This is a genomic window from Paraburkholderia caledonica, assembly GCF_000383275.1.
GTDB classification, from domain to species: domain Bacteria; phylum Pseudomonadota; class Gammaproteobacteria; order Burkholderiales; family Burkholderiaceae; genus Paraburkholderia; species Paraburkholderia caledonica.
In genome coordinates this window covers 126,438-151,543 of sequence record NZ_KB911046.1, presented here as the reverse complement: position 1 = coordinate 151,543, position 25,106 = coordinate 126,438, and the positions used below count along the sequence as shown (strand labels likewise).

Below are 25,106 nucleotides of genomic sequence, written 5' to 3'. Positions count from 1 at the left end.
CTCGCCGCGCTTAGCCCCTGACAGCGAGGCCGAAAGATCGACCCGCAATTAAGCGTGCCGTTGGAAGACTTTGTTGGGCGGCTTCTACGGCCTTCGCCAACACAGGAGTATCGAGATGTCTCGTGAAGTATTTGTCGTGAGCGGCGTGCGTACCGCAATCGGTGCATTCGGCGGAAGTCTGAAAGATGTTGCCCCGACGGATCTCGGTGCGCAGGTAGTAAGGGAGGCACTTCAGCGCGCATCGGTCGACGGAAATGACGTCGGCCATGTAGTCTTCGGAAACGTCATCCACACCGAGCCAAAGGATATGTACCTGGCGCGTGTTGCGGCGCTTGATGGAGGTGTGTCGGAGAGTGCGCCGGCTCTGACGGTCAACCGTCTGTGCGGATCCGGGTTGCAGGCGATTATCTCTGCCGCTCAATCCGTGATGCTCGGGGACGCAGACATTGCAATCGGCGGAGGCGCGGAGAGCATGAGCCGCTCGCCCTACGCAATGCCGGCAGCGCGATTCGGCGCCCGCATGGGCGATGCATCGATGGTCGACATGATGGTCGGCGCATTGAACGACCCTTTTCACCGCATTCATATGGGTGTGACCGCAGAGAACGTCGCGCAGAAGTTCGATATCTCGCGAGCGCAGCAGGACGCACTCGCCCTCGAGTCGCATCGTCGGGCCGCGCATGCCGTTGAGGCGGGATATTTCAACGAGCAGATCCTGCCCGTCGAGGTAAAGGCGAAAAAAGGTGTGACGGTGTTCGACACAGACGAACATGTCCGCACCGATGCAACCGAGGCAGACTTCAGTAAGCTCAAACCGGTGTTCGCGAAGGAAAATGGTACGGTAACCGCGGGGAATTCGTCGGGCATTAATGACGCGGCGGCCGCCGTGGTGCTGATGGAGCGCGAACAGGTCAGTCGACGGGGCGTGCAACCGCTCGGAAGGCTCGTCGCTTATGCACATGCCGGTGTCGACCCCAAGATCATGGGGATCGGCCCGGTGCCGGCCACCAAGGCGGCACTAGCAAGAGCAGGCCTCACGATTGGCGATATGGATGTTATCGAGGCAAACGAGGCGTTTGCGGCCCAGGCATGCGCTGTCTCGCGCGAACTCGAACTTGATCCGCATAAGGTCAACCCCAACGGCTCCGGCATTTCACTTGGACATCCAATCGGGGCAACAGGGGCAATCATCACCATCAAGGCGCTTTACGAACTACGCCGCACGGGCGGTCGCTATGCCCTGGTGACGATGTGTATCGGTGGCGGTCAGGGTATCGCGGCTATCTTCGAGCGCTGCTGACCGACAGCCGTAGGCGCATCCGCACATCAAAGAGGCACCATGAAGGAGACAGTCATGCAAACGAGCCGGTGGAACGATCCAGGGCTGCGACCCAGGGCAGCAAACTTCGATGCGTTGACACCTGTGACATTTCTGCAGCGTGCCGAGAAGGTATTTCCCGATCGGACCGCAGTCGTCTACGGCAGTCATCGGGAGACATGGCGCGAACATGCTGCAACATGTCGCCGGTTCGCCTCGGCGCTTGCGCGAGCAGGGATCGAGTACGGGGACGTCGTGGCGCTGTTGATGACCAACACGCCTCCAATGCTCGCCGCGCATTTCGCCGTTCCGATGGCGGGGGCGGTGCTCAATACCATCAATACACGCCTCGACGCAGAGAACGTTTCTTACATCCTTGGGCATAGCGAAGCTCGACTGATAATTGTCGATGCGGAATTTCTTGAACTGGCGCGGACTGCCGTCGCTCGGTTGCAGCATCCACCGCGCCTCGTCTGCTTCGCCGACGAGCAGGCCGCGTTTGCTGCCTCTTCTGACGTCGAGGATTATGTGTCGTTCCTCGCGTCGGGCGATGAAAACGCTTCGTTTTGCAAAGTAGAAGAAGAGTGGACGCCGATTGCCGTCAACTACACCTCGGGCACCACCGGGCGTCCAAAAGGTGTTGTGTATTCACACCGGGGTGCCTACCTGTCCGCAGTGTCGTCGATCATCAGCTGGGGCGTGCCCAAGGCTGCTTCTTATCTCTGGACGCTTCCGCTTTTCCACTGCAACGGCTGGTGCATGCCGTGGGTGCTTGCCCTGCAAGGTGGCAAGAGCGTCTGCCTCCGGCGGGTGGACGGTGACAAGATCGTCCAGCTGATTAACGATGAGCGGGTAACGCATTACTGCGGCGCACCGATCGTCCACGCGCTGATACGTGACAGGGCACAACAGCAGGATCTCGTTTTCAATCCTGCAGTCTCCGCTCTCATAGGCGGTGCGCCGCCGCCCGCAAGCTTGATTGCCGCAATGGATGCCATCGGCGTACAGCTCACTCACATTTACGGGCTGACGGAAACCTACGGGCCGGCTGCAATTTGCGAACAGCAACCAGCATGGGCGGAACTCGGCGAAGCCGAGCGCGCTGATCGCAAAGCACGGCAAGGGGTGAACTACGCATTGCAGGCCGGTATGACCGTGATGAACTGCAACTCCAGCGACGAGGTTTCCGCGGACGGTGCGATGATGGGTGAAATCGTGTTCCGGGGCAACATGACAATGATGGGCTACCTGAAAGACTCGGAGTCAACCGATCGTGCGTTTGATGGCGGCTGGTTCCGTTCAGGTGATCTCGCTGTGCTTGAGCCGGACGGGTATGTGCGCATCAAGGATCGTTCGAAAGACATCATTATTTCGGGGGGCGAGAACATCTCGTCGGTCGAAGTCGAGGATGTTCTCTACCGGCACGAGACCGTGGCAGCCGCCGCAGTGGTCGCAATGCCCGATGAGAAGTGGGGCGAAGTTCCGGTCGCCATCGTCGAATTGCGTGAAGGATCGCACGCGTCCGAAGATGCATTGATTGCTCACTGTCGTGAGCAACTCGCACATTTCAAATGTCCCAAGCGAGTCATTTTCCACCCGATTCCCAAGACAGCGACCGGCAAGATCCAGAAGAACGTTCTGCGGGAAATCATTCGAAATAGCAAAGTATCCCCGACCACAACGGGATAATCGGCCAATAGCGCACGCGGGCCCTGGACAGGCCGCAAGGGACAATCGCGGAAAGGTATTGCCGCTCGAATATCTCAGGCGGCTGTCCAGTAATAATATTCAGTATTCCTTTACAAAGGCCGCGTACTCAGATCGGGCCATTTACCGCCTGATTGACGAGCCGCGCCGCAGTCCCTTAGCCCGCAAGTCCGTTTATCGCGTCAAACGTCACGGCAGTATCAGCAGTGCCTGCAGTACTCGGACAGGTGCAAACAGCCTGCCGTGAACATTCCCGTGCAATCTAGGTGGAGGAGACAATCCATGCAACAGATAGACGTCAATAAGCTGGTCGACGGCGCCAGGCTCAACAGGTTCCACGCCAAGGTTCTCGCTTGGTGCCTACTGGTCATCATCATCGATGGGTACGACATTTCGGTCGCTGGCGCCGCCCTTCCGGCCATCATGAAAGAAATGGGAGTGACCGCTTCGACGGCGGGGTTTATGGCGAGTTCGGCGCTGTTTGGCATGATGTTTGGCGCGATCGTTCTCGGGGCTCTGTCGGACAGAATCGGGCGACGGTGGACGATCTCCATTAGCGTCTTCCTGTTCAGCGTCTTTACCACGGCGGCTGGACTGACCCATGACCCTGTCTCCTTCAGTGCAATGCGATTTATTGCAGGACTCGGTATTGGGGGTGCTATGCCCAACATCGTTGCGCAGATGACGGAATACTCGCCTCGCCGCATTCGTAGCTTCATGACAACACTGATGTTCTCCGGCTACGCAGTTGGCGGCATTCTCGCCGCGGTGATTGGCAAACACTTCATCGCGGACTTCGGCTGGCAAATCGTATTCCTCGCGGCTGGCGTGCCAGTGCTTCTGATCCCGTTCATTCTCGGGAGCATGCCCGAGTCATTGTCGTATCTCGTCGCGCAAGGCGATGAGGGTCGATTGAGCATGATAGTCAGTCAGATTGACCCGCGCGCGAGGATCGGCATGGGCGTTAGCCTTCTCGCGCGGGCAGATCAAAGAACCGGTGGCGCACCTGTGGCCAGGCTCTTCCAGAATGGTCGCGGAGCGAGCACCGTCATGTTCTGGATTGCTTTCTTCACGGGCCTATTCATGGTGTACGCGCTCAGTTCATGGCTGACAAAGCTGATGGCCATGTCGGGTTATAGCTTGGGCTCGGCGCTCAGTTTCGTTATAGCGCTGAATCTTGGAGCTGTGGTTGGGGCGGTGGGAGGCGGCTGGCTTGCTGATCGGCTGCACATCAAGTGGGTGCTGGTGAGTATGTACGCTCTTGGCGCGGTCTTCCTTTACATGATGACGTTCAAGACTTCGACTGAGGTTCTGTACTTCGTTGTAGGTGCAGTCGGCGCCTGCACGACCGGCGCGCAGATCGTGGCTTACGCCTATAGCGGGCAGTTCTATCCGACGTCGATTCGTTCGACAGGCATCGGTATGGCATCGGGTATTGGCCGCTTAGGGGCGATCGTTGCACCGATGCTAATCGGGCTGATCGTTTCCTTGAAACTGCCCCTGGAGCATAACTTTCTGGTGATTGGAGCAGCCGGGCTGATCGGCGCTTTGGCGCTGGCCTTTATTGACCATGGGAAATCTGCGTCCGGACAGTATGTAGACGTCGGATTTAGCCCGACCACTGGGGAGGCCAGCGGGTTGGTCGACGTCCGTACCTGACGTTTCCGCTTTCAAAGGATTGCGGGCCCACGCTCGTAGCAGGCGCTTATGAGCGGTGGGTGTGCATCCCAGAATTGCGCCGCTATAGGGCCACGGCCGATCGCGACGAGCAAGGATAAGACCGGTTGCTGCGTGTTCCTTCGCGCAGCGATCAGCCGGAGCCATCGATGACGAAAAATTACCCAGATGATTCACAATCCCGCGCCGCAGCCGAGGAAGACGGGCGCATTTGGCGCTGGTTCTCCGAGTTGTATGGCAATGGACGACTGAGGTGGTGCAAATCCACCGAAGGCTGGCTGATTGCTGTAGACGGTTACCCCCTCGCGATCGAGCAGGATTTCGGCGTGGCGATAAGGATCAGCAGGCAACGATATTTTTCGGGACGTCGACGAGGGCTGAATGATGACGCTGTACGAAGGTCGACAGATCGACTCTCCGGTTGGGTCGTGTCATCGACACTGGTCTGAAAAACCCAACGGACTGACCGTTGCCGATAGGCGCCCAAGGAGCCTGCCCGAAAATGCGACCTGTCCTTTGACGCTCTTGACGCAAAGCAGGTGCGGTTGACATCGCTCGCCTGCGGACCGAACTTCAGACTGACGTTAGAGAAGGATTCGCATGGATCTGAAAATTGTTGGGCGGCATGCGTTGGTGTGCGGCGCTTCTCGCGGGTTGGGGTTCGCTTGCGCAGAGGCCTTGGCCGCCAATGGAGTCCGTGTCACGCTTGTGGCGCGTGACATTACAGACTTAGGAACTGCGGCAAAACGGATACGCGCTCGCACGGGGGCGCGGGCTGAAATCATCGGGGCCGATCTGTCCACTGAGGCCGGCCGAGACGCTGTGCTTCAAGTGTGTCAAGCGCCGGATATTCTCGTGACCAATGCTGGTGGTCCTCCGAGTGGAGACTTTCGCAAGCTGTCGCGTGAGCACTGGATCGAAGCGCTTGATGCCAACTTCATCAACCCGGTTGAAATGATACGGCGCACTATCGACGGGATGATTGAACGTGAGTTTGGCCGAGTAGTGAACATTACATCGATGACTGTCCGGGTGCCGGTTGTCGACCTCGATCTTTCGACCGCTACCCGGCTTGCTCTAACGGGATATGTAGCTGGCGTCGCCCGTAGGGTGGCACGCAGCAACGTGACGATCAATAACCTCTTGCCCGGGACCATTGCGACAGAGCGCGTCAAGCAGTTGGGCGATATGGCCCGGCGGTTGATTGATACAGTGCCTGCAGGAAGGGCGGGAACTCCGGCTGAATTCGGTGAAGCGTGCGCTTTTCTTTGCGGCGCGTCCTCTGGCTTTATAACAGGTCAAAATCTGCTGGTGGACGGCGGATTATGCTCACTCACTATTTGATAGCGCGGCCTGCCCCGATCTATTGCGATCATGTTCCGGTCCGGGCCAATGGTGAACTACGAACGCATCTTTACTTCGGCCACGGAGTGTGGAACCCCTCGCTCACATTTTGATCGCAGCACCTTTTACGTGGGGGCGTCGCCCGCGGCGTCTCAGCGATGGATTCGCGCAGGCGCAAGGTCCGGATTTTGGCTTGAATTAGTTGCGACTCGCAACTATAGTCATTCGGAACGCAACGATCGGAAAGATCATGGATATCATTGACATTCCCGCCCAATCGCGCGACTCGACCATCCTCGAATTGCGTGAGTTTTCGCGCAAGCTCGTGCGCGAACTGGGTTTCATGCGGTCCACGCTTGCGGATAGCGGGCTCGCGCCGTCGGCTGTCCACGCCATCCTTGAGGTCGGTGCGACACCGGGTATTCAGGTGCGCGATCTAGCCCATCTACTGCGGCTCGATAAGTCGAACGCGAGCCGGCAGGTCGCCAAGCTCGAAAGCGCGGGACTCATCAAGCGCACGGCATCGAGCGACGATGCGCGATCGTCTGAGCTCTACCTGACCAAGACGGGCCAGCAATTGCGTAAGAAGATCGACAAGTTCGCGACCGATCAGGTATCGAGTGCGTTGCGCAAGCTTGCTCCATCCGATCAGCAGTCGGTGGTGCGTGCGCTCTCTCTTTACGCGGGCGCGCTCGAGCAGGACAACGATGCGATAGAAACGCAGCAGGCTCCGTTATACGGCTTGCGCATCGTCGAGGGTTATCAGCCCGGTTGCATTGGCGACATTGCGAGTCTTCATGCGCGCTACTATTCGCAGCAATCCGATTTTGGCGTCTACTTCGAAAAGCTCGTTGCAACAGGGCTCTCTGAGTTTGCCGGGCTGCTGCCCGATCCCGGCAGACAACTGTGGCTCGTGGTCGACAACGGCCGAACGCTCGCGTCGATTGCCATCGACGGAAACATGACAGGCCGCGTTGCGCACTTGCGCTGGTTTATCGTCGATGATTCGTTGCGTGGCTTAGGCGTCGGAAGGGAGCTGATGGCGCGCGCCATGGCGTTTGTCGACGAACGCTTCGACGAAACCTATTTGTGGACGTTTGAAGGCCTCGATGCCGCGCGTCATTTATATGAAGCGTTTGGCTTTCGGCTGGCAGAGGCGGCCCGGGGGACGCAATGGGGGAAGGCTGTCGTTGAGCAGCGCTTCGTTCGGCGCAAAGCGGCGTCTCGACGCTTCGGCGCTAAACCAGATTGAAGCGCGCAAGGTCTTCCTCCCGGATCCATTATGCGTTTGGTACTGGTCGTTGTCCGGCACCGACTTTTACATCGGTACAAACACTTTTCCCCCTTTGCGGACCAGTCAATTACCGTGACTCGATCGTCTGCCAGCTAGACGACCTTGTCAGTGGAACCCTTAAGGCAGTGTCGAACGGACGTCGCGGCGCGATGGTTCGCGAGGCTCGAGGGGTTGGCGCCCGGGTTTTCGTCCAGCGAACGGTTCCTGACAGCTTGAGTGCGTCGGGCCGATTCACTTGCGAAATCTATTCCAAAATTTGATTCTCGCTGTACCAACGGGAGCGTCGTTATGAAATGGGCGAGATTAGAGGCACTATCGGTTGACGAACTTGCACTACCGAGCTACAGGTTCGAGCAAATGCATAGAAACGATATCGCCGCCGTTAGTGAATGCGTTCGTCGATGGTATCCCGACATTTCTGTAGGCTCGGCGAGCTGTTTTCTCGACCCTCAATTTTATGAAAAGGAGGTGAGCCTTGCTGATGAGGATGAGACGGATCTGATGGTCTACGTTTGCAGGCATGAGCACGAAGTGGTTTCAATGTACTCTCTTGAACGCTTCCAGGAAAGCAAAGTCATCCAGGGCAGGCTTGCAGTGGTCTCACCCGCCCATAGGGAAAGCGGTCTTTCGCGCTTCGGTCCCTTCATTATCGACAAGCAGGCCTGCGCGATGGGTATGGCGATGGCATACAACCATGTCTCGTTAAAGAATATTCATGCACAAAAATTGGTTGAGCGAGCGGGCTTTTCGCTCGTAGGAATCATTCCCGCATCGGACAGGGAACTCGTCGAACTCGGAATACCCAAATTTGTACCGGAGGCCTTATACGCAAAAGTCTATGCGCGGTCTGATGAACTTTTCGTTCCATCGGAGGAGTGCATGACCCCTACGGTACGTGAATTGTGGCATCGACTGTTCCCCTAACGCGGGGACGGAGGGGCTGCCGTATTCAGTGACCTGGAGTCGCTGTCGCGTGAACTAGTCAATCACCTGGTTCAGGAGCTGCGATGGAGCATCGTCACTAAACATCAGATCTTGCGTTGCTAGTGCTTCGTCGATGAGGGGTCTCATGCGATCAAACATAGCTTCGGTGAAGCTGCTAATAGCGCTCTCCACAGAAGCGAACTTCCTGTCAAGGAGGTGATCGGCGAGTTCAACCGCATCAAGCATAGCCATGTTCGCACCTAGCCCCAGAAACGGCGGCATTACATGCGCAGCGTCGCCGATGACAGCGACGCCGGGGACGCTCTTCCAGTCGTGCTGGGGGCGAAGTGCGTAGAGTGGCCAAGGGTGGAACCTGTCCTCAGAGCGGCGCAGCATATCAACCAGTACCGGTGACCAGTCGGGGAACCATGACAGCAGTTGCTCCCTCAGGGCGGTCACGTTGCTGAAATCAATCGTGCCATCACGCGCCCAGCGCTCATCGATCCGTCGAGCCACATAGAGGCGTATGCTTCCGTCGCCGTTTCGTTGCGCAAGCAGTCCCTTTTGGTCTCCGAGCGAGAGAATGTTGCCCTCGCCAACGAGCGCCGCAATATCCGGGTGAGTCTTTTCTGCAGCTGGCAGCCGGGTTTCAATAAAAGTAACCCCCGTGTACTCCGGAACCTGAGTTGTGAGGATGGGTCGCACCTTCGACCGGACCCCATCACACCCAATGACGACGTCGGCAACAACACTTCCGCCGTTGTCGAACTGTAATTGATAACGGCCGGACTCCGTCGAAGCGACGCCCAGCAGTGACTTCCCTGTTTCTACCGTCGTTCCGCCCAAGGCATCCAGTAGTATCTTTCGCAAAACGCCGCGATCAATCTCAGGTCTTGCACCCGTAGTGCTATCAGCATCGAGTACGGCCCTGACACGACCGTCGTAACTCAGGATTTTCGTTGTCTGGGCATCGGATCGCGAGAGCGTTACAAAACGGGAAAACAGCCCCGCGCGCCTAAGCGCCAGTTGGCCACTGCCTTTGTGAAGGTCGAGACTTCCGCCTTGGTTCTTCGAATCGAATGAGTGGGCGCGCTCAAACACGCGAGCGCGGACGGCGTTCTTCTGCAGCATGCGTGCGAGCATGAGGCCGGCGGGTCCGCCCCCTACGATTGCTACGGTTTTCCCGTGGAGCAGGTGGTTGTGCGGCAGGTGAAGATTATCAGACATGTGCTAGCCCGCCGTCGACAGTGATCTCTGCACCGGTTATATAGCTTGATGCGTCTGACGCGAGAAACTTAACTACTTGCGCAACTTCGCGTGCTTCGCCCCATCGTCCCAGCGGAACCATTTCAGCAATGAAGTCGCGCACTGCCGGTATTTCAGTTGCCTCTGCCGTCAGCGGGGTGACTATTGGACCCGGTGTGAGGACATTCACACGGATGCGTCGGGCGAGAATTTCCTCAGAAGTCGCGAGTGTCCTGCCGAAGCTGCGCACAGCGCCCTTGCTGGCGGCGTAAAGAGGGTCGCCGGGGCGGCCCTTCCTTCCCGCTACCGATCCAGTCAATATGACGGAAGCCCCATCGCGCAAATGCGGAAGAGCGTGCAACACGGCGAAGAACGTCCCTTTAAGGTTGATGCCGATGAGGTGATCAAAAGCGGCTTCTGTCGTCTGGCTGAATGGAGGTGCGTCGGAGACTCCTGCGCTCACGAACAGCACGTCAATCGGGCCGGTTCGGTCAACTATTTGCTGCATGGCCAGATTGATTTCGTCGGGTCTTGATACATCCGCACTGACCGCGATGATGTTCCCAGTAAATGCTGCCGTCGCTTTGTCTAATCGATGCTGTTGCCTTCCGACGATCGCTACCTTCGCGCCTTCCTCGACAAAAAGCCGCGCTGCTTCAAGACCAATTCCGCTACTGCCGCCCACTACTACTGCGCTCATCCCTGCCAAACTCATTTCCGGACCCCTAATGTCAACGAGTGTTGATATTAGGCGCGGAGAGTTGCTTGTGTCAACAGTCGTTGATATTATTGGGGCATGGGAAAAGTCGACAAATCCGCCGGTATGACCGAGCGCAGCAGGGCGGGTGCGCGCAGCGCCGCGAGCACTCGGGCACGAATATTTGACGCCGCTAAGGTTCTGTTCTCGCAAGGTACCTATGACGGAGTTGGCGTACGCGAGATTGCGACGGCAGCAGAGGTCGATGCGGCGCTAGTTATACGCTATTTCGGCTCGAAGGAAGCTTTATTTGAAGCGGTCATTTCCACCGCATTTGATACCGACGACGTATTGCAACACGGTATAAAGGGGTTGCCATCTGACGCCGCTGAAATGTTGACAAGTGAACTGGATCAACATGATTGGTTTTCTGGGTATGACCCATTGCGTTTGCTGCTTTATTCCATTGGAAGCACGGCCGCCGGCCCAATTGTCAGTAGGCATTTGCGCGATCGCTTCGTGGCGCCCATTGCAGGCGCTCTGAGCGGACGCCATCGGAACGAGCGCGCAATGCTGCTGGCAGGATCTATTGTCGGATTTGCGTTGGTTCGAATCGCGCTCGCGTCCGCCGAGGATTTTCCGTTTCAACACCAGCCCCTCAAAATGCTTCTTGCAAAAACTCTTAAGGCGTCCGCTGATAGCGCAGGCGATTAAGAATGAGTTCGGTCGTGGCCGGCTAGGGGATTTGCTATGCATCCTTGCGGGCTGCGGGACCCTCTTGTTCTCACTGGCGGGCGTTTGCGTCGGAAGCGATCCAATCAATAACAGATGAACGCTGGAAATTCGCGCTTTTTTGCGGCGTGCCGCCTCTCATATCGATCCCGTTCGCTAGCGGCAGATCCTGTCGCGCGCGACGGTGTAGGCCTAATGCTTACGAGAAGCGTGCTGGCTCGTAAACGTGCTTGCCGACGTCGAGCTCGGGTAGGTAAAGTCCGACGGCTAAACGAAATGGAAGGCCGTCGATCAGCAAGGCGTTCGATGACGAATGCAGGTAGGTTGCTTTGATTCATGCGTTGCGGCCAGTGCGTGTCGGTGGCCTAAACTACATGGATGTCACCGCGCGAGCGGTCTATCGTGGCATCGCTTTGACCTCCCGCCCAAGTGCATTAGCTTCGGTCGCTTCAGGATAGGCTGGATGGTGTGCCTGAACCTGTGCCGATGTGGCCAAGGGGGTACCAGTTGCATCATAATGCTAAAGTACCTGCTCTCTTACCGCGCCCCGCGAAACTATCGGACAGTATAAATGGCACGCGTTGACGAAATCGCCGATCAGATCGAGGAAATGATCGTGGAGGGGGTAATCTTCCCTGGCGAGAAACTATCGGAGGTTTTGATTGCTCAGCAGCTCGGCGTGAGTCGGGGACCTCTGAGGGAAGCTATTCGGACACTGGAAGGGCGTCGCTTGGTGCGCCGTACACCGAATTCTGGGGTGAGAGTCGCTAATCTAAGTGTCGAAGACATTGGACAGGTTCTGTCTGTTCGCGAGGCTCTAGAGGGCATGTCTGCGCGGCAGGCGGCCGAAAATATGTCGCTTCCGCAGCTCAATGCCTTGAAGGCCAGCCTGCTGGAAATGAGACGACTAGGAAGCTCGAACCAGGCGTTCCGACAGGGCGTCCACGACAATGACTTTCACGTACAGATTGCCAAGGGTAGCCACAATCAGTGGCTTGAGGACATCCTGTGCCGCGATCTGTATGCACTTTTGCGCGTAATCAGGTTCCAAGCGGTGAGCGTGGGCCGGGGCTTTCAGGAAGTGTTCGGCGAACATGAGCTGATCGTAGACCGTATTGAGAAGCGAGATCCTGAAGGTGCGGAAGCAGCAATGCGTAGGCATATCGCCTTGGGCAGAGACGCCTTGATCGAGCAGCTCCGCGACGGCACTTCAGCCCGGAAAAAGCTCGTTAGTCAGCCATAGTCCTGCAGCGCTTGGTCAATTTTGCGGCGCTGCACAATTTCGGCTGCGCCGCGCTGGGCCAAGGGACCGTCTCTCGTGTTCGGCAGATATCCCTCGACCAGCTTGTTGAAGCTGACGGAGTCCCTCGCTGCAGGTGGGCTGCAAGCGCGCGTTCATTCCATTTGGCACGCGTTGCAGCCGCGTAAGCTTTAGAGTGACAGGGACCGAAGCCGTTGCACCGTTTAATGAAGAACCACGCCGGACCTCCCGTTTGTACGTCATCACGCTGAGTTAGGCCGCCGATCACGGAGGTTTCAGGGCGACTTCATTCCTCCTAGCGCATCTCGAACCCCACCCTCAGCAAGTCGATGCCGCGTCATCAACGGCGGCGCAACAACAGTCTCATTCACGAGCCGACGCCGTTTCGGGTAGCCGCTCAGCCATCCAGAGCAAGTCGCCGCAGAATCGTGACTCGCCAAAAATTGTCCCCAAATTGATGTAGACAATCCGGCAGATTGTAGACATAATGATTTCACAGCAAGATGCTTTGGCGGCAGACTCAGTTACCGGACGCAGCCCCACGTGTGGGATGCGTACCAAGCTCATATCTATTGCTGGCTATCTGGCTGGAGGACGGCTCTGAGTTAGGAGACGCTACACGGACAAAGCACCGCTCTAATTATCGGTCCTTTGTAATTTGGAATCCTAAATAGTGAATTACTTGTGTCGGACGGATCCTTCGCCGTCGTCGGCAGAGGTCGTGTGAAAACATAAAAGTACTCGGTTTAGGGCGTCGCTTTACCCTTCCCGAACTGCCGCCAAACCATTGCAGCGTGATCTGAAGAGCCGAATCTATAGAACACCGGGTTCGACATGCGTTTTCACACGGCGTTGGCCGTGAGCGGTCGCAACGTGCCTTCTTGCGTGTGAGTCTTGCTGGCTGCGATTAGCGCCGCTACGGTCTTCGACGCGACCTTCGGTATACGGCGCTGCTTACTTGGGAGTCACCGATCACACAATATTCGTCACATAAATAAATAGTTATCCTACGTAATTATTGATAGTCATATCGGACACAGATCGACGGATCCATGCGCGATATCCAACAATCCTCAAGGACTCGTTGTCGCCAAATTACTCTTAAAGGAAGTAAATCATGCCCGTTCAGCTTCTTCGCTCATTGCTCTATGTCCCCGCCGATAATCCCCGGCGTGTTGAGAAAGCATTGAATTCCGGCGCCGACGCTGCAATTCTTGACCTCGAAGACGCCGTGGCGATTTCCAAGAAGCCCGAGGCTCGCGCAAATCTTCGCGAGTTGCTGTCAGGTCCGCGCCCAACTTTGGCCTATGTTCGCGTCAATTCGATGGCTACTGAATTTTGCCTCGACGATATCGAAGCAGCGATCGCGGCAGGCGCAGACGGCATCTCCTTGCCGAAGGTCGAAAACGCCCGCGACCTATTCGCGATTGATTGGCTGATGAGTCAACTTGAACGTAGATTTGGCGTTGATGTTGATAAAGTGGATCTGCTTCCTGTCGTGGAGTCGGGCTTGGGCGTCATCAACGCACCCGAATCTCTCAAGGGTGTACGCCGGGTCAAGCGAGCCGGACTGGGCGTTGGTGACCTGGCGCTCGAACTGAATCTGATTCTGAGTCCGGACCAGAATGAAGCGCGCCCCTACCGCGCACAACTCGTCGTGGCTTCGAACGCAGCAGGACTCGACGCCCCGCTTGATACGGTCTATCTCGATCTTAACAATCTCGATGGTTTGCGGGCTTCGTGCATAGAATCTTGCCGCATCGGATTCCAGGGGCGCCGCATTATCCATCCCAGTCAGGTTGAGATTGTCAACGAGGTCTATTCACCTTCGCCGGAAGAGATCGCCCGGGCCGAGCGGATCATTAACGAGTTCACCGAGGCAGAGAAGGGCGGGCTTGCGTCCATGCGTGTCGGCGAGGTCTTTGTCGACTATCCCATTGCCGAGAAAGCTCGGAAGATTCTCGCAAAGCGTGACGCGATAGAGCGTCGGCGAGCTGCAAAGAACGGCTGAGCAACCTTACAACTGGAACTCGGACTATGTCAACGACTAAACAAGCGCTCGCGGGGATCCGTGTGCTCGAGATGGCGACGTACATCGCGGGGCCATTTTGCGGAACACTCCTTGCGGAATTCGGCGCAGATGTAATCAAGCTGGAGATGCCCAACGTCGGGGATCCCTGCCGTCGATACGGCACCCCAACGGAGGCGGAAGACGCAACACTCATGTTCCTCTCGGAAGGGCGAAACAAACGGTCAATCACCGCGGATCTCAGGCGCGAAGAGGGTGCCGATCTTGTCAAGCGTCTCGTCAAAGAGGTGGATGTTGTAATCGAAAACTTTCAACCGGGAACCCTTGAGGGCTGGGGACTTGGTTGGGAAGATCTGAGGGAGCACAACTCAAAGCTGGTGATGGCACGCGTTACTGGGTTTGGTCAGGATGGCCCCGCTCGCAATCGCCCAGGCTTTGGCCGCATTGGTGTGGCTTTCGGTGGGTTAGGCTACATCACCGGATATCCGGATCGCCCGCCAACGTCCCCCGGCACCGCAACGCTCGCCGACTATCTGTCCGGGCTTTTCGCGGCAAACGGCGTGCTCACCGCGCTTCGTGCTCGCGATCTGCACGGCGTTGGGCAGTTTATCGACATCGGGTTGTACGAGTCCGTCTTCCGTATTCTCGACGAAATGGCGCCCGCTTACGCTGCGGATGGCAAAGTTCGAGAGCGTAGCGGGCCGGCGTCGCACCACTCCGTGCCACACAGCAATTTCCCGACGAAAGACAATCGCTGGGTCAGCATCGCCTGTACGAATGACAAGATCTTCGAACGCTTTGCGAAGGCTGCTGGACGTGGAGAAGCAGTGGGTCCGGATGGCAAGTGGTCTAAATACCCGGATCGTCGAGCCGACGAGGCGGCGGTTAATGAGTTCGCCGTGTCCTGGACAAAGTCGCGGACACGCGACGAGATTCTCGTGGCTTGTGAGGAAGCACAAGTTCCGTGCGGTCCCATCTACGCTATCGACGAGATCTTTGAAGACCCGCAATACAACGCGCGCGGCAATCTTCTCAAGGTCCAGGATGACAGGGTTGGGGAGATCACGATCCCGAATGTCGTGCCCAGATTGAGCGAGACACCAGGTTTCGTGAGGTCCCTCGGCCCCGCTTTGGGTGCAAGCAATGAAGAGGTGTACCAGAGCCTGGGACTCACAGTTGAAGAAATCGCCGTCCTACGCGCTGCGAACGTCATTTGATAACTGGCAATGACTGATGGAGCAGTTGAATGCGCACCGATGCAGAAACAATCAAGCTCACTGTTGCAGACAAAAGCTGGACCTTCGAACTCCGCAGCGGTAGTGAGGGTCCCGATGTCATCGATATTGGATCGTTGTACGATAAAACCGGTATGTTCGCGTACGACCCCGGGTTCACATCAACAGCGTCGTGTGAATCGGCAGTCACCTTCATCGACGGTGACGAGGGGGTCCTTCGGTACAGAGGGTACAACATCGACCAGTTGGTCAAGCAGCGCTCTTACACCGATGTCTGCTATCTGCTTCTGAACGGGGAACTGCCGGAACTTGAACAAAGCAAGGAGTTCGAGAGCCATATAACCTACCACACCTTGGTACACGAGCAGATGTCGCATTTCTTCCGGGGCTTTCGGCGAGATGCGCATCCGATGGCGATCATGACAGGCGTGGTAGGAGCGCTCTCAGCGTTCTATCACGACTCGACAGACATCACCGATCCGCAGCAGAGGCAGGTTGCGTCGATGCGACTTATCGCAAAAGTACCGACCTTGGCCGCAATGGCCTACAAATATTCGGTCGGACAGCCCTTCGTTTTTCCAAAAAATGATCTCGACTACTCGGCGAATTTCCTTCGTATGTGCTTCGCAGTGCCGTCTGAGGACTACGCATCGGACCCTGTTCTGGCCAGAGCGATCGACCGCATATTCATGCTCCATGCCGACCACGAGCAAAACGCCTCGACATCTGTTGTGAGAAGTGCAGGGTCGTCGGGCGCCAATCCGTTCGCCTGCATTGCTGCAGGCATCGCCTGCTTGTGGGGGCCTGCACACGGTGGCGCGAACGAGGCAGTGCTGAAGATGCTGGAGTCAATTGAGACACCCGATAACATCCCCTCGTTCATCGAGCGTGCGAAGAAAAAGGACGACATTTTCAGGGTGATGGGATTCGGTCATCGCGTCTATAAGAACTATGACCCGCGCGCCAACATCATGCGAGAGACCTGTCATGAAGTGCTCGATCACCTAGGCATCCACAATCATCCACTTTTCGAGATTGCACTGGAGCTGGAACGCAGGGCACTGAGCGAAGAGTATTTCATCAGCAAGCGGTTGTATCCCAATATCGACTTTTATTCAGGGATCACTCTTCGAGCCCTTGGCTTCCCGACCAACATGTTCACCGTGCTCTTTGCAGTGGCTCGTACCGTCGGATGGGTCGCTCAGTGGAACGAGATGATCGACGATCCGAAGCGAAAGATCGCGCGCCCGCGACAGTTGTACACCGGTTCGCAGGAGCGGCACATCTGATAGTTGCGTAAACCTTATGCGTTGACCAAGTTCGAGGCGACCCGGGTCGGTAATAAACAAAACGTGACCGACCGGGACATGGAGGAGATGACATGCGATTGAAACGGAGGTTTCTGGGCGTCGTTGCGCTTGCCGCGGCTGTATGTTTTTGCCTAAGCACGCAAACAACACTGGCTGCGGAAAAGATCACATTGATAGTGGGGGGGTACGAAAAGCAGGCATATCTTCCTGCGAAGCTGACGGAATCGCTTGGCTACTTCAAGGCCGAAGGCCTGGACGTAGAGCTTCTCAATGAGCCGGCCGGCGTGGATGCGGAAAACCAGTTGTTAGCGGGCGTCGTTCAAGGCGTGGTCGGCTTTTACGACCACTGCGTTGATCTTCAGGCGAAGGGAAAATCTGTCGAGTCCGTCGTGCAATTTAGCCTTTCGCCAGGGCTCGTAGAGATGGCCTCTGGAAAGCACCCCGAAATCAGGACCTTTGCGGACCTCAAGGGCAAGACGGTCGGCGTCACGGGCCTTGGCTCATCGACCGATTTCCTCACTCTATACCTCGCTTCCAAAGCGGGGTTGAAGCCTGGCGAACTGTCCAGACTCCCTGTCGGCGCTGGCGCGACCTTTATGGCGGCCATGCAGCAAGACCAAATTCAAGCCGGGATCAGCACAGAGCCGACCGTTTCTCAAGTGCTGAAAGGCGGCGCCCGCGTACTCGTTGACTTGCGCACGCCCGAATCCACACGCACTGCCCTCGGCGGAACGTATCCTGGTGCGTCGTTATACATGGCGACGTCTTGGGTCGACAGTCACAAGGATGTCGCTCAAAAGCTGGCAAACGCGTTCGTAAAGACGCTTCGATATGTCGATACGCACAGCGCGGCCGAAATTGCCGACAAGATGCCGAAGGACTTCTACCTCGGCGACAAAGATGACTACGTTAAGGCGCTAGCCATCAGCAAGGCAATGTTCACTGCGGATGGCGTCATGCCGGCAGACGGACCTAGGACGGTTTATGCGGTGCTGTCCCAATTCTCCAAAAACGTTCAAGGCAAGAACGTCGACCTTTATAAGACGTACACCACTGAATTTGTAAAGTCGGTCAAGTAGTGGTTACCGGTTGACAGTATCTGTTCGGGACTAGCTGGCGAGAAATCCCGCTAGTCATACTAACGTATTGAGATGGGAAGAACTATCTTGAACACACAGCATAAAAATCAGTCTCCCGCAATCGAGCTGATCAATGTAAGCCGGCGGTTCGTTTCGCCAACCGGAAAGTCACTGACTGTTTTGCGCGACTTCAACATGAGTGTGGAGCGTGGCGAGTTTGTCGCTGTAGTCGGACCCACAGGTTGTGGAAAGTCGACGACTCTTAACCTTGTCACAGGGCTTGCCAAACCCAGTGCGGGGGAGGTGAAGCTGATGGGTGGACCGATCAAGGGGATCGATCCGCGGGTCGGGTTTGTCTTTCAGACTGACGCGCTATTTCCCTGGCGCAACGTCTTATCCAATACCATGGCTGGGCCGCTGTACCGCGGTATGGACCACGCGAAAGCCGCAACTCTCGCCCGGGAATGGCTCGCCCGGGTCGGCCTCTCGAAGTATGAGCACCATTATCAGCATCAACTCTCCGGCGGCATGCGAAAGCGAGTGCAGCTCGCTCAAACCTTTATCAACGGACCGGAGATCCTTCTGATGGATGAGCCGTTCTCGGCTCTAGACGTACAGACACGGACGGTCATGCATGAGGTACTGCTTAAGCTCTGGGCGGAGCGCAAGGCTTCTGTGATCTTTGTCACACATGACCTCGAGGAAGCGGTGGCACTGGCGGACAAGATTTACGTGTTAACCGCGAGCCCGGCAACAGTCAAGTCCGTCTATCACATTGACATCCCGCGACCGCGTGTAGTTTCCGATATTCGTTACGAGCCCCAGTTCATCAAGTATTGCAAGACGATCTGGGAGGACCTTAGACAAGAGGTTGAAACGAGTTATCGCGGTTCAACAGAAGCCGCCTGAGGATGATATGACTGAGAAGATCGTTGCCGCTGTTCCGCGCTACCGCAGCAAAAACACAGATTTTGAGTTCGAAGCGGCTGCCATGCGCAAGATAAAGCGGGAGAAGCACCTCGTCTTAATCTGTCAGATAGCGGTCCTGTTGTCCACGCTCGGTCTCTGGGAGCTTTCCTCAAATCTCAATTGGATCGATCCATTCTTTTACTCGAGCCCGAGTGCGATCGTTACACGCTTGTACGGATGGATTGTGGATGGAACCGCTGAAGGCTCTCTCTGGTACAACTTATGGGTGACCATGCAGGAGGCCCTTATCGGCTTCTTTACCGGATCGATCGCTGGCGTTTTTGTTGGCATCGGTCTTGGGAGAAGCCGGTTTCTTGCCAACGTTTTCTCCATATACATCAAGGCCATCAATTCCATTCCACGGGTTGTGCTGGCGCCGATATTCATCATGATCATGGGATTGGGCCTTGCCTCCAAGGTCGCGCTCGCATTCGTGATGGTGTTCTTCATTGTCTTTTCCAACGCCTTCCAGGGTGTCAGGGAATCCGACAAAAATACCATCGCAAACGCAAGAATTCTCGGGGCGAGCAAGAGGCAGTTAAACCGCAGCGTGATCATTCCATCTGCGATGAGCTGGATCTTTGCCAGTTTGCACGTCAGCTTTGGTTTCGCCATCATCGGCGCCATCGTCGGAGAGTTCGTTGGTGCGCGCTTTGGTATCGGTCAGCTCATCTCCATCGCGAAGGGAACCTTTGATGCATCGGGTATGTATGCCGCAATCGTGCTCGTAATGATAGTCACGTTGACTGCTGAATTCATCATGACTGTCATTGAAAATCGATTTGCGAAGTGGCGACCACCACTTGATATCGAGCAGCAGTAAAGATGTCACTTCAGGAAGCAGGCGGATGCTTCCCTGACAGACGGATAAGAAACAAAGCGGGGCGAGCGGTCGCACAGGTATTTGTGGAGGAGACGTTGCTTTAGCGACCGCGTCCTGTTGGGAAAAAGCCATCTGGATATCACGGGCTGTGAAAAGAAGACAAAGAGCGATTGCTCAAGTCGTTCAATGATGCGGTAGAAACTTAGTTCTACCTACTACATTATTGTAGTGTTTATCTGGAGGAGTTAAAATGAAAAGAACGAACACGATCGTATTGGCGGTCGCTGGACTCGCAGCCTCTGCTGCCCATGCACAAAGCAGTGTGACTTTGTACGGTGTGTTGGACGAAGGTATCAGCTACACGAGCAACGTTGGTGGCCACAGCGTCTGGTCCATTTCCAGCGGCAATATAAACGGCAGTCGTTGGGGCCTGCGCGGCTCGGAAGAACTAGGTAGTGGTTTCAAAGCCATTTTCACGTTGGAAAACGGTTACAACATCAGCAACGGCACATTGGGACAAAACGGGCGACTATTTGGCCGGCAGGCATTTGTTGGGCTGTCATCCTCGCAGTATGGTTCCGTCACGATGGGCCGGCAGTACGATGGCGTCGTGGATTATCTTGCGCCGTTGTCGCTCACCGGGACCGCTTCCGGAGGAACGTTCTTCGCTCACCCGTACGACAACGACAACCTCGACAACGCTATCCGCCTTAACAACACGATCAAATATTCGAGCGTTAACTACGGTGGCTTCAAGTTCGGCGGAATGTATGGTTTCTCGAACTCGACTGAGTTCGCAAATAACCGGGCGTACAGCTTCGGCGCGTCATACGTATTCGGGGGATTGACTGTCGCAACCGGTTATCTCCAGCTTAACAACGACGTGAATAACTTCGCTGTCGCAGTGACCAGCCCTGGCACAGCAACGGGCACATATGGATTCAAGGCGGGCACGCAACGGACCTTTGGTAGTGGCATTAACTATTCGTTCGGTTCAGCAATACTCGGCTTCGTGTACAGCCAGACAAATCTCAGCAACGCGGCCGGCGGCGGAGTCTCAGCCGGGCAATCGGGAACGCACGCCGGTATTTCTTTCGCTGGCGACAGCGCCCGGTTTCAGAACTTCGAAGGGAACATACGCTACTTCGTGACGCCTTCGGTTCTGCTTTCTGGAGCTTACACCTATACGCGCTCGAATCTTGGCGGAGGGCTGGCTCCGAACTACAACCAGGTCAGCCTCCTTGCGGACTATCTCCTCAGCAAGCGAACGGACCTTTATCTGATCGGGCAGTATCAGCATGTGAGCTCCAATCCTGAAGTTCATGCATATCTGAATACGCTGAGCGCTACCTCATCGACGCAGACCCAGATTAACGTATCTGCGGGCATCCGCCATCGGTTTTAGAACAGCCAAGGCATCGGTCCTGGTATCGGTCAGCATTGGACCCGCGCTGGTAAGGCGGGTCCAATGTACATTTGTCGCTGGGGCTACCGAGGCGCGATCCGGGGAACGGTGGCTCTCCGGTGAGTCGCCAGAATCATCGTAGACAATGAAGCACGGAGGCATCGCAATGACAGCGATCAGTCGAATACTGACAACCTCAAATCAAGCATATCTACTCGATGGCCGCGTCGCTGGTTGTGCCATGAAGCGTTTGATGCCGGAGTGAATGCTCGGTCCGTTGTGGGCCGAATCGCGCCACCTCGCAGTAACGTGCGTCAAGGACCATCGCCGGGGTACTTTTTGCGCGGAATGCCGGTGTCCAGTGAGCTGAACACCTAGTCGCTGCCACGCAGCGGCAAGGTCACCGCGACTTCCAGGCCGCCGTCGGGTGGGTTACTCAGGCGAACTGAACCTTTATGAACTCACAGATTCTCTTTCACGATCGCGAGACCGGTACCTTCAATTTCCGACGCACGAAAGAAGGGCTCAGACTCCTGTTCGGGCAACTTAAATGGAATGTCAGGTCCTTCGGATGACCTGAAGCGTCGCGAATTTTCTGGCCTTAGTCGCCTTGATTTCTACTATTCGCGACTCCGGAGGAGCAGTCGATTGGGTTGCCCATAAGTTTTGAAATTGCCGCAGGGCGAGCAGAGCATCATCGCCGGCGACGCATCGAAGTTCGGGTCCCGCAACCCGGAGTTTGATGCCGCGTTTGTGGGCGACGTGCGAGTTTCCTCTCTGGTCTTATCGCGGTTTCGCGATGGTCAACCATGGCACGTTCGAACGAACCATAGTGGAAAGTCATCCATGCCAGCACGCATGTGCCTTGTCATCACAATCATGCTGGCGAGATCGGTTCGCGGCGCGACTTAGATTTTCCCGATTCATGCGGGGTATTCCCCTATAGACAGTGTTAACCCTTGGATATTGAAGCCTTAAAAAATTGTCCCTATGATCGGAGCAACGGTTTAGTAAATCGTTCTACCAACCACAAGTCAGACGGAGACAAAGACATGCAGGCTTCACGTCGTCACTTCTTGCATGCGGCCGGCGCGGCTGCCGCCACATTGGTGGTGCCACAAGTCGGCCGAGCTGCGGCACCGGTTCAGTTGCGCTTTTCATCGACGATGACCCCCGACGAGAATTCCGCGCACTACATCTACTACCAACGTCTTCAGGAGAACTTGAAGAAGAGCGTGGGCGACCAGATCCGCGTCGACTTCTTTCCAAACGGGCAACTGGGCAAGGAGGCGGATGTCGTTCAGCAAGTGCGGCTTGGTTCCATCGACATGATGATCACGGGCAGTTCGATCTGGGCCACGGCGCTCCCCGAATTCGCGTTGCTCGATCTCGGATTTCTTTTCGATAACTGGGCGCATGTGGGCAAGTCGGTCGACCATGGCGTCGCGGATATCTACGACAAGCTGCTGCAAGCACGAACAGGTTGCTCAGTCGTTGGATGGGGTTCGCACTTCAGCGCGCGCAGCGTATACACGAAGCCTGCGATCAAAGACATTGCGCAATTGAAGAACGTGAAGCTCCGCGTGCTGCCGACGCAGGCCTTTATCGAAACGTTCAAGTTGATGGGCGCGATCCCGACGCCGATCGCTTTCAACGAGGTGTACACCGCGGTGCAGACGGGGGTGGTCGAAGGCTTCGAACATGACGCGGCAAGTGTGCTATCGAACAAGCTCAACGAAGTCGTGCAGAACAGCTGGCAGACGAACCACCTGTTCAGCCCGTGCATTACGGTGATCGGGAAGCGCGGCCTCTCGAAGATCCCCGATGCGATCAAGCCGCAATTCTGTGAAGCCGCGCATGAAGCGAGCCTTTATCAGCGGCAGGCTGCGGCCACCAAGGGCGCCGACGCCATCGCCTCGCTCAAGAAAGCAGGCATGACCTTTTATCCGATGGCGGACGCCGAACGCGCCAACATCCGCAAGCTGATGCGCGAGAAGCTGTGGGTTCCGTTCACGCGTAGCAATCCGGTGACAGCACCCGTGCTTGCCGCAATCGACGCCGCGCGAGCCTGAGTTTGCACACGCTTGGAGTGTTAAGGATGGGGAGCTGATATGAACGATTTATTTAGCAACATTGCCACGCAGGACCTGCACATTGCGGAAGCGCCGGCTAAAGTGGGAGGGCGCGTGATTACGTCGAGCGCATGGGGTTTCGGTACGCTGTCCACAGGCGGCCATTTGCTCGCCACGCTGTGCACGTTCATCGAACGTCTGTGCGCGGTGGTGCTCGGCATGGATGTGCTAGTGGTGTTCGTCTCGGTCATACTTCGATACTTCGTGCACCAGCCGGTTGACTGGGCTGAAGAGGTCGCACGCGGCCTGATGATCATGATGGTGTTCCTTGGCGGAGCGACAGTGCTTGCGAGGAGGCAGCATGTGAACATCGATTTCTTTCGTGCACTGTTGCCCCTCGCCTGGCGCGCAGTTGCGTTGCAGATTGGCTATTGGGTCATCGCAGGAACTGCGGGCGGCCTCGCTTACTCCGCGTGGCTGCTGCTCCAAGACTCGGCAAACGTGACCACGCCGATGGGCTTGCCACAGTGGCTCAACGTGCTTCCCGTATTGCTCGGCGCGTTACTGATGACCGTGGTCGCTGTCGCGAGCGCGATCGCCGGTGCACCGCGCACCATCTGGTTAACTCTGCTTGCCTGCTGCATTGCTGCCGCTGCGTTGTGGGGCTGGAACACGGAATTCGAGCAGTATGCGGTTGCACCCTGCGCGATGCTGCTGGCTGGCTTTGTCGGCGGATTGATGGTCGGCGTGCCCATCGCGTTTGTGCTCGCGCTCTCGGCTTTGCTGTACTTCATCAGCGACCCCAGTCTGCCGATGATCGTCTACTCCCAGCAAGTGATGGCTGGCATGGATCACTTCGTGTTGCTCGCCATTCCGTTCTTCGTGCTAGCGGGCCTCGTGATGGAAGTGAACGGCATGTCGTCGCGATTGATCGAATTGCTAGTGCGCATCTTTGGTCGCGTACGGGGATCGATGAACCTAATCGCCATCCTCGCCACGGCTTTTTTTTCGGGCGTATCCGGATCGAAGCTTGCCGATATCGCGGCAGTTGGAGGTATTGTCGTGCCAGCAGTACGACGCACGAAGCAGGACCCGAACGAGACCGCCGCGGTACTTGCGGCGTCAGGCGTGATGGCCGAGACCATTCCGCCTTGCATCAACATGATCATCATTGGCTTTGTCGCGAACATCTCGATTGGTGGGCTGTTTCTTGCGGGCATAGTCCCCGCTGTCGTGATGGCGATCGCGCTCGCAACGCTCGTCGTGATCTTCGGCAAGAAGATTGAACCGAAGACGGCGTTTGAGAGCCGCAGGCCTATATGCAGGCTGCTGGGCGGCGCCCTGGTCGCGCTCGTGATGGTCATCATGATCGGCAAAGGCGTGACCTCAGGCGTCGCGACATCGACCGAAGTGTCCTCGTTCGCCGTGGTCTATGCGCTCGTAATAGGCGGCTTTACGTTCCGAGAGCTCACGCCAGGTGCCATTGCAGCGTTGTTCGTACGTGCTGCTGCAATGGCCGCGGGCATCCTGTTCATCATCGCCGCGGCGTCCAGCGTAGCGTTCGCGCTGACGATCCTGCAGATTCCGGCGATGTTGTCGGCCGGAATGCTTGCTCTCGCGCACAACTACGGGAGCGTGGCGTTCCTAGCGGTATCGGTGCTGATCATGATCGTGTTTGGCGCCATCCTGGAAGGCGCGCCCGCGCTGATCATCTTCGGGCCGTTGCTCGTGCCCATTGCAGTGCACGTTGGCGTGAACCCGCTGCATTTCGGGACCATTGCCGTCACTGCGATGGGACTCGGTCTGTTTTCCCCACCGTTCGGTCTCGGTCTATGCGCCACGTGCGCAATGACAGGCACGCGCATTGAGGATGTCTCGCGGCGCATGTTTAAGTATCTTGCCTTGCTGGTCGTGATGCTCGTTCTCCTGGTCCTCGTGCCGTCCATTTCGTTATGGCTGCCACGGCATTTCAACATGGTCTGAAG

At 56.6% G+C, this 25,106-nt stretch carries 20 protein-coding genes; 18 read left to right on the top strand and 2 right to left on the bottom strand.

Translation table 11 applies throughout. The annotated features are described in order from the left end of the window. Positions 1–115 precede the first annotated feature (115 nt). The 7 genes from bktB (at position 116) to H281_RS0128555 (ending at position 8,264) form a co-directional block, all read left to right on the top strand. Entirely contained in the window at positions 116–1,300 is a 1,185-nt protein-coding gene (gene bktB, locus H281_RS0128580) for a beta-ketothiolase BktB (RefSeq protein WP_020070573.1), read from the top strand. 39 nt (positions 1,301–1,339) lie between these two features. Further along, complete coding sequence (locus H281_RS0128575; RefSeq protein WP_241077924.1) at positions 1,340–3,007, top strand: AMP-binding protein; 1,668 nt, start codon at positions 1,340–1,342, stop codon at positions 3,005–3,007. 300 nt (positions 3,008–3,307) lie between these two features. Then, on the top strand, positions 3,308–4,684 hold the full coding sequence (locus H281_RS0128570) for an MFS transporter (protein WP_020070571.1): 1,377 nt from the start codon (positions 3,308–3,310) through the stop codon (positions 4,682–4,684). A gap of 167 nt (positions 4,685–4,851) precedes the next feature. Further along, positions 4,852–5,151: a hypothetical protein gene (locus H281_RS37125; protein ID WP_206362279.1), complete on the top strand. Its 300-nt coding sequence runs from the start codon at positions 4,852–4,854 to the stop codon at positions 5,149–5,151. Between the two features lie 151 nt (positions 5,152–5,302). Continuing rightward, positions 5,303–6,046, top strand: coding sequence for an SDR family oxidoreductase (locus H281_RS0128565; RefSeq protein ID WP_020070570.1), 744 nt, complete (start codon positions 5,303–5,305; stop codon positions 6,044–6,046). A gap of 250 nt (positions 6,047–6,296) precedes the next feature. Further along, entirely contained in the window at positions 6,297–7,298 is a 1,002-nt protein-coding gene (locus H281_RS0128560; protein WP_020070569.1) for a bifunctional helix-turn-helix transcriptional regulator/GNAT family N-acetyltransferase, read from the top strand. A gap of 330 nt (positions 7,299–7,628) precedes the next feature. After that, a complete protein-coding gene (locus H281_RS0128555; RefSeq protein ID WP_020070568.1) occupies positions 7,629–8,264 on the top strand; it encodes a hypothetical protein in 636 nt (211 codons plus the stop codon). Between the two features lie 54 nt (positions 8,265–8,318). On the opposite strand, the gene H281_RS34995 is transcribed toward H281_RS0128555, so the two are convergent. Together H281_RS34995 and H281_RS0128545 are read right to left on the bottom strand one after the other, a co-directional pair. Next, positions 8,319–9,491: an FAD-dependent oxidoreductase gene (locus tag H281_RS34995; protein ID WP_020070567.1), complete on the bottom strand. Its 1,173-nt coding sequence runs from the start codon at positions 9,489–9,491 to the stop codon at positions 8,319–8,321. Next, on the bottom strand, positions 9,484–10,209 hold the full coding sequence (locus H281_RS0128545; protein ID WP_020070566.1) for an SDR family NAD(P)-dependent oxidoreductase: 726 nt from the start codon (positions 10,207–10,209) through the stop codon (positions 9,484–9,486). The genes H281_RS34995 and H281_RS0128545 overlap by 8 nt, the downstream gene beginning before the upstream one ends. Positions 10,210–10,305: 96 nt before the next feature. Between H281_RS0128545 and H281_RS34990 the strand changes: the two genes are divergently transcribed. The 11 genes from H281_RS34990 to H281_RS0128490 all read left to right on the top strand — a co-directional run bounded on the left by H281_RS34990 (position 10,306) and on the right by H281_RS0128490 (position 25,104). After that, positions 10,306–10,920, top strand: a complete 615-nt coding sequence (locus tag H281_RS34990) for a TetR/AcrR family transcriptional regulator (protein WP_020070565.1) — start codon at positions 10,306–10,308, stop codon at positions 10,918–10,920. 589 nt (positions 10,921–11,509) lie between these two features. Next, entirely contained in the window at positions 11,510–12,181 is a 672-nt protein-coding gene (locus H281_RS34985; protein ID WP_020070564.1) for a GntR family transcriptional regulator, read from the top strand. A gap of 1,135 nt (positions 12,182–13,316) precedes the next feature. Further along, on the top strand, positions 13,317–14,210 hold the full coding sequence (locus H281_RS0128530) for an HpcH/HpaI aldolase/citrate lyase family protein (RefSeq protein WP_033379707.1): 894 nt from the start codon (positions 13,317–13,319) through the stop codon (positions 14,208–14,210). Between the two features lie 26 nt (positions 14,211–14,236). Further along, entirely contained in the window at positions 14,237–15,445 is a 1,209-nt protein-coding gene (locus H281_RS0128525) for a CaiB/BaiF CoA transferase family protein (protein ID WP_020070562.1), read from the top strand. Positions 15,446–15,474: 29 nt separating this feature from the next. Continuing rightward, the gene (gene gltA, locus H281_RS0128520) at positions 15,475–16,752 is read left to right on the top strand and encodes a citrate synthase (protein ID WP_020070561.1); all 1,278 of its coding nucleotides are present in this window, start codon (positions 15,475–15,477) and stop codon (positions 16,750–16,752) included. Between the two features lie 92 nt (positions 16,753–16,844). Beyond that, the gene (locus tag H281_RS0128515; protein ID WP_020070560.1) at positions 16,845–17,852 is read left to right on the top strand and encodes an ABC transporter substrate-binding protein; all 1,008 of its coding nucleotides are present in this window, start codon (positions 16,845–16,847) and stop codon (positions 17,850–17,852) included. A 72-nt stretch (positions 17,853–17,924) separates the two neighbouring features. Continuing rightward, on the top strand, positions 17,925–18,761 hold the full coding sequence (locus H281_RS0128510; RefSeq protein ID WP_020070559.1) for an ABC transporter ATP-binding protein: 837 nt from the start codon (positions 17,925–17,927) through the stop codon (positions 18,759–18,761). A gap of 7 nt (positions 18,762–18,768) precedes the next feature. Beyond that, positions 18,769–19,644, top strand: coding sequence for an ABC transporter permease (locus tag H281_RS0128505; RefSeq protein WP_020070558.1), 876 nt, complete (start codon positions 18,769–18,771; stop codon positions 19,642–19,644). 250 nt (positions 19,645–19,894) lie between these two features. Next, the gene (locus tag H281_RS0128500) at positions 19,895–21,049 is read left to right on the top strand and encodes a porin (RefSeq protein WP_020070557.1); all 1,155 of its coding nucleotides are present in this window, start codon (positions 19,895–19,897) and stop codon (positions 21,047–21,049) included. A 1,052-nt stretch (positions 21,050–22,101) separates the two neighbouring features. After that, entirely contained in the window at positions 22,102–23,121 is a 1,020-nt protein-coding gene (locus H281_RS0128495) for a TRAP transporter substrate-binding protein (protein ID WP_020070556.1), read from the top strand. A 39-nt stretch (positions 23,122–23,160) separates the two neighbouring features. Next, a complete protein-coding gene (locus tag H281_RS0128490) occupies positions 23,161–25,104 on the top strand; it encodes a TRAP transporter large permease (protein WP_020070555.1) in 1,944 nt (647 codons plus the stop codon). The last annotated feature ends 2 nt before the right edge of the window (positions 25,105–25,106 follow it).

Coding starts and splice junctions, on each gene's coding strand:
- H281_RS0128510 (WP_020070559.1), top strand. CDS start 17,925: ATGGGAAGAACTATCTTGAACACACAGCATAAAAATCAGTCTCCCGCA.
- H281_RS0128505 (WP_020070558.1), top strand. CDS start 18,769: ATGACTGAGAAGATCGTTGCCGCTGTTCCGCGCTACCGCAGCAAAAAC.
- H281_RS0128560 (WP_020070569.1), top strand. CDS start 6,297: ATGGATATCATTGACATTCCCGCCCAATCGCGCGACTCGACCATCCTC.
- H281_RS0128565 (WP_020070570.1), top strand. CDS start 5,303: ATGGATCTGAAAATTGTTGGGCGGCATGCGTTGGTGTGCGGCGCTTCT.
- H281_RS0128555 (WP_020070568.1), top strand. CDS start 7,629: ATGAAATGGGCGAGATTAGAGGCACTATCGGTTGACGAACTTGCACTA.
- H281_RS0128530 (WP_033379707.1), top strand. CDS start 13,317: ATGCCCGTTCAGCTTCTTCGCTCATTGCTCTATGTCCCCGCCGATAAT.
- H281_RS0128515 (WP_020070560.1), top strand. CDS start 16,845: ATGCGATTGAAACGGAGGTTTCTGGGCGTCGTTGCGCTTGCCGCGGCT.
- H281_RS0128570 (WP_020070571.1), top strand. CDS start 3,308: ATGCAACAGATAGACGTCAATAAGCTGGTCGACGGCGCCAGGCTCAAC.
- H281_RS0128495 (WP_020070556.1), top strand. CDS start 22,102: ATGCAGGCTTCACGTCGTCACTTCTTGCATGCGGCCGGCGCGGCTGCC.
- H281_RS37125 (WP_206362279.1), top strand. CDS start 4,852: ATGACGAAAAATTACCCAGATGATTCACAATCCCGCGCCGCAGCCGAG.
- gltA (WP_020070561.1), top strand. CDS start 15,475: ATGCGCACCGATGCAGAAACAATCAAGCTCACTGTTGCAGACAAAAGC.
- bktB (WP_020070573.1), top strand. CDS start 116: ATGTCTCGTGAAGTATTTGTCGTGAGCGGCGTGCGTACCGCAATCGGT.
- H281_RS0128545 (WP_020070566.1), bottom strand. CDS start 10,209: ATGAGCGCAGTAGTAGTGGGCGGCAGTAGCGGAATTGGTCTTGAAGCA.
- H281_RS34985 (WP_020070564.1), top strand. CDS start 11,510: ATGGCACGCGTTGACGAAATCGCCGATCAGATCGAGGAAATGATCGTG.
- H281_RS0128575 (WP_241077924.1), top strand. CDS start 1,340: ATGAAGGAGACAGTCATGCAAACGAGCCGGTGGAACGATCCAGGGCTG.
- H281_RS0128500 (WP_020070557.1), top strand. CDS start 19,895: ATGAAAAGAACGAACACGATCGTATTGGCGGTCGCTGGACTCGCAGCC.
- H281_RS34990 (WP_020070565.1), top strand. CDS start 10,306: ATGGGAAAAGTCGACAAATCCGCCGGTATGACCGAGCGCAGCAGGGCG.
- H281_RS34995 (WP_020070567.1), bottom strand. CDS start 9,491: ATGTCTGATAATCTTCACCTGCCGCACAACCACCTGCTCCACGGGAAA.
- H281_RS0128490 (WP_020070555.1), top strand. CDS start 23,161: ATGAACGATTTATTTAGCAACATTGCCACGCAGGACCTGCACATTGCG.
- H281_RS0128525 (WP_020070562.1), top strand. CDS start 14,237: ATGTCAACGACTAAACAAGCGCTCGCGGGGATCCGTGTGCTCGAGATG.